At 36.0% G+C, this 10,482-nt stretch carries 1 protein-coding gene (running past one end of the window); it reads right to left on the bottom strand.

What is annotated here, in order from left to right; genetic code table 11:
• On the bottom strand, window positions 1-10,318 hold the 5' portion of the coding sequence (locus CKF59_RS07830) for a hypothetical protein (protein ID WP_222985447.1). Its footprint begins 19,583 nt before the window's first position; the window shows 10,318 of its 29,901 coding nt (coding positions 1-10,318); it begins with the start codon at window positions 10,316-10,318; its stop codon lies beyond the left edge, outside the window.
• Window positions 10,319-10,482: the final 164 nt, after the last annotated feature.

Here is a 10,482-nt window from a genome sequence, read left to right on the forward strand (position 1 = left end):
CTTTTGAAGTATTGATTCCTGTCCCTTGAACCTTAGCGATAGTACCGTTAACACTAGTATTTGCTAAGTTTGCTGTACCTGCAGTTGCATTTACAAGAGCTTGTCCTGCAGTTGCATTCACTTGGCTGTCAGTTAAAGACACAGACGATCCCTGTACAGTAGCACTAGTGCCACGTACTTGAGAATTTTGTTTTAGAGTTACAGCAGCTGAAGCTTGAACTCTTGCTGTTCCCTCAGTTGAGGTAACAGAAACATTAGCTCCAGTCACGCTACCGCTGGTAGCTTTTACTTGGGCACTGGTTGTACCGTTAACTTTAACGTCAGTTAAAGTTGCAGCTCCTGCTGAAGTATTTACATTTGCAGTGCTACCTTGAACACTTAAATTCGTTGCAGTTACTGAAACACCAACTACACTTGCATCTTGTGTAGCAGTTACACTAGTGTTATCTAAGGTTACTGCTCCAGTTCTTGCATCTACTTTAGCACTACCAGCAGTTGCCTCTACACTTGCATTACCAAGAGTTACACCTGTACCTTCTACAGTTGCACGTTTACCTCTAACCTTAGATTTATTACTTAAAGTTACTACCCCAGCTGAAGCATTTACGCTTGCAACTCCTTCTGAAGAAGTGATTGTAGAGTTAGTTGCAGTCACGCTTGAAGACGCATTAACCTCTGCTCCTGTTTTACCAGAAACATTAGCATCAGTTAGAGTCACTGCACCAGCTTGTGCTTCAACTTTTGTAGAACCATTGCTTGAAGTAATACTTGCATTATTTACCTCTACTTCTCCTGTTGAAGAAGTGATTGTTATTCCAGTATTACCTGATAAGGTTGTGTTTTTCACCTCCAGTTTTTCTTTAGCAGAAACTGTTAATGAACCTTTGCCAGCATTTAATTTACTAGCAGTTACATTTAAGCCTTTAACTGCTGTAATGTTAATTGAACGAGTTGCTTCTATAGTTGTACCGTTACTAATATTTACATTACCCTCTGGAGCTGAAAGATTTACATCACGACCTGAAGTAATTTTTGTTCCGGAAACATTAACTTCGGAATTACCACGTACATTTACATCTGCATCTGTTCCTGTAGTTACAAGAGTTGCATCTTTAATCGTTGCAGTTAAGGTATTTGCATCTCCTAACGAAAGTTCTCCAGTGGTTGCATTTAAAGTACCTTGATTTACATCAATGCTTTGCGCACGTACTTCAATTCCTTGAGCACTAATATTACTATTATTAAATCCTGCATTAGTAGAAGCTTTAATCGTTGCTTTACCAGCTCTTGCAGTTACATTAGTTCCAGTGAGGCTAGTTGAACCTGCACTTGACTCTAGTTTAACAAGGTTACCTGCAACACTTGAATTATTTACCGTGAGATCACTAGATCCTTGAATCGTAGTCGTAGCTGTAGAGTTAACTTTTACTTGTTCAAGATCTACAGTAGTTCCGGTTACTAATGCCTCACCAGCAGTTGCCTTAACTTCGGTTTTTTCAAGCGTTACTGCTGATTTACCTGAGATATTTACTTTAGCTCCCACAACTGCACTATTGTTTACAATACTTACACTTGCAGCATTAACCAAAGTATCTTTAGTTGCGGTAATACAACCTAAGCTCGCATTATCGACAATTAGAGTACTTGCATTAACTTTAGTTTGGGTAGTACCGTAAACCTTACTTGCTTGATTTATGGTCACACTCGAGCCGTTCACAAAAGTATTCGCTCCTGTTACTGATGAAGCATTAGTAATATTTACATTTTTACCTTCAACTGTAGTATTAAGCTTAGAAATTACCGTAGAACCATTAATATTCACACTTTCAGTTGCCACTAGGCTTGCATTACCTTGAGTGGCTTTAATTGCTGAACTATTAAGCACGTCAATAGTTTTTCCGGCAACTTTAATATCTGCAGTTTTTGATTCCGCTGTAGAGTTGTCAACTAAAACACGATTCTTAGCTTCTAAACCTAATGAACCTTGAAGCTCTAAAGTGGTATTAATCAGACTTAAATTATTTGCAGTTATATTCAGGCTACGCCCTACCTCGATTTTTGAGGTAGAAGAACCTATCAGCGATACATTACCGTCTGGAGAAGCTAAGTTCAGATCTAAACCAGTTTTGATCGTAGTATCTTCTACCATGATATTTTGCGTTCCTGACAGACTTACATTACCTGCAGAAGCAGTTAGGTTACTACCTTTTGCAGTTACAACTTCTTTAGTAGTTGTATTACCGAGGTTGATATCACCTTGAGCTGAATACACCGATGTACCACTGAGGTTGAGCTTATCAGCATACACACTTACCAGTTTTTGTGCAGAAAGATTAGAATTGGTAAAGTTTGCATTACCAGTTGCACAAACCGTTAAATTCTCTTTAGCTCTTAAATCAGAACCCGTAGCAGTTAAAGCTCTAGTTTGGATATTACCTTCACTACTATTTACTACCGAACCACGGAAAGTTACTGAATTCGTAGTAGAAATATTAGTATAACCGATACTTGTAAAGTTAGTACTCGAAGCAACAAAAGCTGCTACTTTTGTAATAGCAATGTTTTTACCACTTACATTAGTAGTACCGAGACCAAATACGTTATACCCCTCAAAGCTAGCATTAACTTTAGCAGTAAAGTTAGAGTTTTGGGTATAAAGAGTACCTGAAGTACCAACTACCGTAATGTTATTTCCACTAAAGTTGGTATTACGAAGATTTGCTTTCGTACTATTAATAGTTAAGTTGTTAGTTGCTCTTACGCTTGATTGTACATCTGTATCTAAAGTCGGAGCATTTAAGTTCACGTCATTAGCTGTTATTGATGAACTATTTACATCAAGATCTGGAGTGTTAATACTAAGTGTTTTACTTGCTCCCACTACTGCTTTATTTTCGAGAGTTACACAAGAACTTGCATTAAGAGTAGTGTTACCAGCAGTACTATTAACTACTGAACTATTTACATGCACTTGAGCAGCATTTAGGGTTGTGCAACTAGTTGAGTTAACCGTTGAACCTCCAAGAACATACACAATTCCTGATGTAGAAAGATTAGTGTGGTTACCTTTTACTGTCGATTTGTCTGTAACATTAATATTCGCAGAAGCATTTACTAAAGTATTCGTTGCAGAATCTACAGTTGCACCTTTTTGGAGTTGGACATTAGTACCATTTACCGTGGTGCTACCTGCAACTGAGCTTACACGAGAAGCAGAAACAGTTACACAAGTAGTGCCATCAATTCTGGTTGAGGTTCTTGAACTTACATTAGCTCCATTTTGTACAGACACACTTGAGGCGTTCATTGCTGTAGAGCCTACTGTAGAGTTTACAGTTGCCCCATCAACAATTACTTTCTCTTTACCTTCAACTTTAGTTGAGTTAGTCGAGTTAATATCAGCTTTATTGCTTACTTGGATTGATGGACCGCTGAGGCAGGTATCCTTACCTTTTACTTGTGTCCCTTCACCCTGAACATCAATTGCAGATGTTGCTGTTAATAATGTTGTTGCTACTGAGTTAACTTTAGCTGCTCCTTCAACTTTTACTGTACCAGCAGTTAAAGTTGTACCTGCAGTTGAGTTGATCGTTGACGCATTTTGTACGGTTAAACTCGAAACAGCTTTAAGTTCAGTTTTCCCTGCAGATGTGTTAACACTACTTGCATTTACCGTAACCTCTGATCCATTCACTAAAGTTAGTCTACTACCTTTAATCTCAGAGCTTTGATTAATAATTACCGTTGGAGCATTCAGGGTAGTGTTCGCTCCTGAAATATTTGCTTTAGTTGCAACAATCGAAGTAGTTGCACAAATTACCGTATTATTAGTTGAGCTTACATTAGAGGTATTAATGGTAACGGTCTTACCTGAAATTGAAGTATTTGCTCCACTGTTTACTAAGCTGTTGCTATTAAGTTCTACCATACCCGTAGCATTGATACTAGTATTACCTTTACTACTTAGATTCGAACTTGTACTTCTAAAGTTAGCAACATTATTTACATCAATATTATTAGCACTTACATTGGTATTAATTACTCCAAAGCTTAGATATTTAGTAAAGTTCACATTACCTGTAGTTGCGGTAAAGTTCGATCTTTGTACCATTAACGTACTAGAAGCACTACTAGATCCTGTAACCAGGATATTCTTCCCATTAAAATTACTATCTAAAAGGTTAGCTTTACTACTATTAATGGTTAGATTATTTGTTGCCGTAACAGCTGATAAACAGCTAGTATCTAAAGTCGGTGCATTTAAGTTAACGTCATTTCCTTTTACGGTTGAGTTAATAATATCTAGATCAGGAGTATTAACACTTAATGTTATTCCAGCAGCGATTGTTGCTTGGTTGGTAAAGGTTACACATTGACTTGCATTAACCGTGGTCGAACCTTTAGTGCTATTCACTACCGCACGGTTTACCTGCACTTGTGTTGCATTTAGGATTGTGCCTGAAGTTGAATTAACGGTTGAACTTTCACGAACATACACATTTTTTCCTGCTGAAAGATTAGTGTTCACACCATTTACCATCGAAGTTCCTAGCACATTAATATTTTCTGAAGCATTTACTAAAGTATTAGTTTTAGCGTCTACACTTGCTCCATTTTGGAGAGACACGTTCGCTGCATTAAGCGTTGTACAACCTGCAGTTGAATTTACTTTTGCATTCGAAACGGTTACGTTTTTGCTTGCATCTAATTTAGTTGCAGTTTTAGAATTTACTGTTGCTGAGTTTTGAACAAATACTTCCGCTCCACTTACCGTAGTTGTGCCTGTAGTAGAGTTTACGGTTGCGTTATCAACTACGACTTTAGTGCTACCTGCAACTTTCGTTGAGCTTGTTGAGTTCACATCTGCTTTATTCTTAATTTCCACCGTTGGAGCAGTGAGGCTGGTATCCTTACCTTTAACTTGCGTTCCAGTTCCCGTAATGTTCATAGAAGTTGAAGCAGTTAATGTAGTCGCCGCTGAAGAGTTAACCTTAGAAGCCCCCTCAACTTTTAAAGTATTTGCTGTTAAGGTTGTACCGGTTTTGGAATCTATGTTCGAAGAGTTTTGTACGGTTAAACTAGACGAAGCTTTTAATGCAGTATTACCAGCAGTTGTATTAATACTACTTACATTTATAGTAATATCAGTTCCATTTAATGAAGTAGATTTACTACTTGTTAACGTAGAACTTTGATTCACGACAATGCTTGGAGCATTTAAGGTAGTATTATTTGCCCCTGAGATATTTGCTTTACTCACCACAAGCAAAGATGTTCCACTAACTAGGGTGTTGTTTTTCGAACTTACATTCGAAGTATTTATTACCACTGTTTTACCTGAAAGTGAAGTATTTGCTCCACTAGCAATCACACTACTACTCATACATAAAATATTACTTGTAGAGATGCAAGTATTGCCAGTAGCTGTTATATTCGCATTTAAAGTTCTTAGAATTGCAACCCCATTTACGTCTACATTATTCGCAGTTGCATTTGAATTAGCTAAAGCAAAATAACTCAATTTACTAAAGCTTGCATTACCTGTAACCGTAACATTTGATCTTTGTAACGTTAAACGACTCGTGCTACTGCTACAACCAACCGCCTGTATATTAGCTGCATTAAAAGTACTATCAAACAGATTTGCGTTATTACTATTAATCGCTAAATTATTAGTTGCAGTAATTATAGATAAACAACTAGTATTTAGATCTGTTGCATTTAAATTAACATCCTTAGCTTTTATCTCCGAATTATTGATATCAAGTGCAGGTGTATTAATGTTTGCTGTTGTTCCAGCTCCAATCTTAGCTTTATTTACAATAGTTACACATTGGCTTGCGTTTATCGTGGTTAATCCTTTAGAGCTATTTACATTAGCATTATTAACTGTAACTACCGTTCCGCTCACCACTGTGCTATCAGTTGAATTAACTGTTGATCCTGCCAATACATAGACAAAGCCTTTTGCAGAAAGATTAGTATTCTTACCATCTACTGTCGAAGCACCCATTACGTTAATATTACGTGCAGCATTGATTAAAGTAATAGCAGCTGAGTTTACTACTGCCCCATTATCAAGATTAATATCTTGAGTCGCATTTAAGGTCGTACCACCAGTAGTAGAGTTTACAACTGATTTTGAAACATTAATGGTTGTACCATCTAACTTAGTTCCTGATTTAGAATTAATAGTTGCTGAGTTTTGTACAACCACAGTTGTAGCGTTCACTGCTGTTGTGCCTCCAGTAGAATTTACTGAAGCCCCATCAACAGTTACCTTGCTCTTACCTTCAACTTTAGTTGCGGTAGTTGAATTTACGTCTGCCTTATTGCTTAACTCTATAGTTGGTGCACTGAGGTGCGTAACCTTACCGTTTACTTTAGTTCCTGTACCCGTCACACTCATTGAAGCAGTTGCGGTTAATTTCGTCGTATCCGCTGAATTAACCGTCGATCCTCCCTCAACTTTCATGGTTGCTGAGTTTAGGGTTGTACCTTTTTGTGAATCAATTACCGCTCCATTTTGCACGGTAATTGTTGAAGCATTAACCTCTGTCTTACCTGCTGTTGAGTTTACTTTACTTGCATTTACAGTTACATCCGTACCATTAACATTCGCAAATTGTCTTGCCGTAATTGTCGAGCTTTGATTAACGACAACGATATTTGCGTTAATCGTTGCATTAGCTCCAGAAACATTAGCGTTCTTAGCGACAATCGTTGAAGTCGCACAAACATCAGCATTATTACTTGCGGTAACATTAGAATCACTTACCACAACATTAGTACCAGTAACAGTAGTATTAGTACCGTTTACTTTAGAACCAGCAAGCAGCTTATTCTCATTTGCAGATAAAGTAGTGTGTTTTGCACTATCTACGCTGGTATTAGTAAGGGTTAAACTTGTTAAAGCTTGTACCGTTGCATTCCCTGCAGTAGTATTGATCTTACTGTTGGTTAACTGGATATTGGTACCATTTACATTGGTATCATTACTTGCATTAATACTGCTATCTGTGGCTCTAATTTCAGGAGAGTTAAGGATTATATCTTTACCCGTAACATTTGCTTTACTGTCAAGCGTAATACAAGTCGTAGCATTTAATGAAGTCTTTTCCTTACTTGATATATTTGAAGCACTTACACAAATTTGATCACCAGTTAAGGTTGCGTTTTTTGCAGCATTGATTACTGAACCTTGGTTTACGACAATCCCTTTGGATACACAGATGGTTATATTACCTTTTTTGGTCTCTATAGTACTGTTAGTAGACTTAAATGTACCAGCACTAGAAGTGAAAGAGGCATTACCAGTTACATCTAGTTTCATGCCGACAACACTAATATTGTTACCCGTAATATTTAAGTCACGACCTATAGTTAATTTACTACTTTTCGTTGAGCAAATCGTAATCTCAGCATTCACACCACTGAGATTTAGATCTAAGCCGGTAGTAACATTAGTATCTGTTAAATTTAACTCCTTCGTGCCGCTAAAGCTTACGTTACCTTTTGTAGAATTAATATTCGCTCTCGAAGTATTGATTTTTGCAGTAGACGCATTACCAAAATTAATATCTGAGCTTGCTCCTTTACCTGAGATATTTGAGTTATCAATTTCAATTACTTGAGCTGAGAAATTAATTTTTGCACTACTTGTAACATTCGAATCGGTAACTTTTAAAGTACTAGTTGCAGAAGCACAAAGGTTCAGATCACCTGTGCCTGAAGTTAAGTTAGAGTTATTTATATCTAATAAGCCAGAGGCCTTGCCTTGAGAGAAAGTAAGTGAGTTAGTTGCTGTCGCATTTGAATTTTTAAAGCTGAAATTACCTTGGTTAACTTTTACATCAACACTTACTCCAGCAGTTAAATTCGAGTTGTTGAAGTTTAAATCACCATTGGTAATATTTACCACTACATCTTTAGTGGTAGCAAGTAAATTCGAACCACTGATATTTACCGCACTAGAACAAGTGGTATGTTGATAAACACTAACATTATTTTTCGCTTTTAAGGTTGAATTATCTAAGAAGAAAGAATTTAAAAGAGATGAACTAGCTGAGTTACCTGTAGTTAAAGTAACATTATCATGTACCGAGGTTACACAAGAACCATTGGTAATATTAACTGCTTTTACTCTATTATTTCCACCTAAAACAATGTTACCCTGTGCAGTTACATTAGTGTTATTTAAGCTTAAAACTCCATTTGTCACAAATACTAATCTATTATTACTTGCATTAGATCCTAAAGCCGTCACACAAGAGTTAGATAAACTTAAATTCACACTTGAGTTCATTGGATTAGTAGAGAGGTTAACGGAATTACTCTTAATATTTGCCCCATTTGCCGTTAAGTTTAAGAATCCTAATACCAGCGTCGAAACTCCTGAAGTGGAGTCTGCCCTATCGTTCGTACCTAATATTTCGCTATTTTCTAAATACACACTACCAATAGATCTAACCGTAATCCCCCCTGGCGATGATTTTTGTAATTTAGAACCACTCATTTTTATCCAAAAATTATAGTCATAGTTGTTTCCAGAGTTTGCAACTAATAGATCACCCGTAGTTACAGAGAGATTACTTCCTGAAATTGATACTTCTTTATCAATTGAAATATTAATACTAGTAGCACTAAAATTCGAAGAGCTTACATAGGTTTTTTGTCCCAACAAAGTAATTGTATTATTGGCTGAGAAATTAGAACTACATACATCAACAGAAGATTGACTACTATTAGCTAATATATGATTTGCATTTACAGCACTATTACTTACTTCAATCTTTGTTCCTTGATTTGTTTTACTATCTTTTAAAACAACAACATCTCTTGAAGACCTAAAAGAAGCATTACCTGTTAAAGTTGTATTAAGACGATTAATATTTAAACGTGTACTTGTTGCATTAAAGGTTGCATTAGTACCGGTAATGTTTAATCCATCAATTTCAAACCAGTTAAAGTAGTAACCTGTAGATGCTGAAACTTGAGTTGTACCAACGGAATCAGATCTGTTTGTAATATTAAAGAAGGTGTCTTTTGCTTTAATGCTTGAGTTGACAAATCTAGAAGCTCCAATACTAGTACCACCATCATAAATCGCATAGCCGGTGGTGATATTACCATTAAAGTTTTCACTAGCACTAAAATTTACATTGTTAACATCTAAACTTCCGTACTTGTTATAGAAGTTGATAGTTTTAGCTGTAAGATTAGTATTACTAAAAGCATAAGAACTATTACTTATACCATTGACACTCGTAGAAACATTTGGCGTAATTGAAATACTAATAGTAGTTGTAGCATTAAACAAATTATTAGTTACATTCGCTCCTTTATTTCCTACAACTTTCAAGCTCATGTTTGCCACGCTATAGGATACACTTCTACATACATTTAAACTAAAGGCATTTATATTTACATTTCCAGCATCCCTAAAAGTAGCATTCTCAATAGAAATATTGCCATATCTATTACTTCCAGTAAACGAATCTCCACCAATCTTAATATTCGTTCCCATCGTAGTAGTTGAAGTATTTAAAATTGTACCGTTAATAAGAATAGTGGTATTCTCTTGACGTGACTCAACCGATGTATTATCTCCTCTTAATACAGACTCTTTTGTACCATTATTGCTTATATGTATTGCTCTATTTCCACCGATAGTTAAGTTGTGCGTCGCATACAAACCACTACCATTAATGGTTACATTACTCGCACCACTATAAGCACTTACTAAAACATGATTTCCATTAATTGTAGAGGAAGCACAAATGAAAATATTACCTGTAGTACATAAGGTAATATTATTAGTTGCAGTTAAAGTTGAATTAGTGATGTATACATCAGACTGTACAGGATTCTGATAGTTTGAAGTATTAAAAGTAAAGTTACCGGCATTTAGCGTTGAGTTAATAAATTGAATCTTCGATCCTGATTTAGCATTCTCAAATACTATACTTCCTTTTATGTTAACTGTACTATTTAAGAAGGTATAACCAAATCCGTTCTGATCAGAAATATTACCATTCAAATATAAAGTTGTTCCGGTATTACTAACATTGATCTCATTCTTTAAGTTATAAAAAAGAATCTCACCACGAGCTTGTAAGGTTACATTTGTACGATTTAACTGTTCATTAACACTAGTAGCTCTCAGTAAAGAAAAATACTTACCACTCCAATTTGGATCTACTTTATAGGTTGATGAAGTCATATTTTTTAAATCAGTATTAGCATAAGTTGCCTTACTTGAAGCACAAATAGATCCATCCTGAGCTCTATTTGTAACATAAGGATCACTATTTAACAAATATGCTCCATTATTACCTACGGTTCTATTAACAATTAAAAGCCCTATAGGGTCAATTAGCCAGTTCCCTACCGTTCCATACTTAGAACTTGTATCTACGTGGAGATTATCAAAAAGATTTAAGTCATCCCCTGAAGTCTCAATGAATCCCCCATCCCCATAGA

It is taken from the genome of Psittacicella gerlachiana, from assembly GCF_003585965.1.
In the GTDB taxonomy this organism is placed as follows: Bacteria; Pseudomonadota; Gammaproteobacteria; order Enterobacterales; family Psittacicellaceae; genus Psittacicella; species Psittacicella gerlachiana.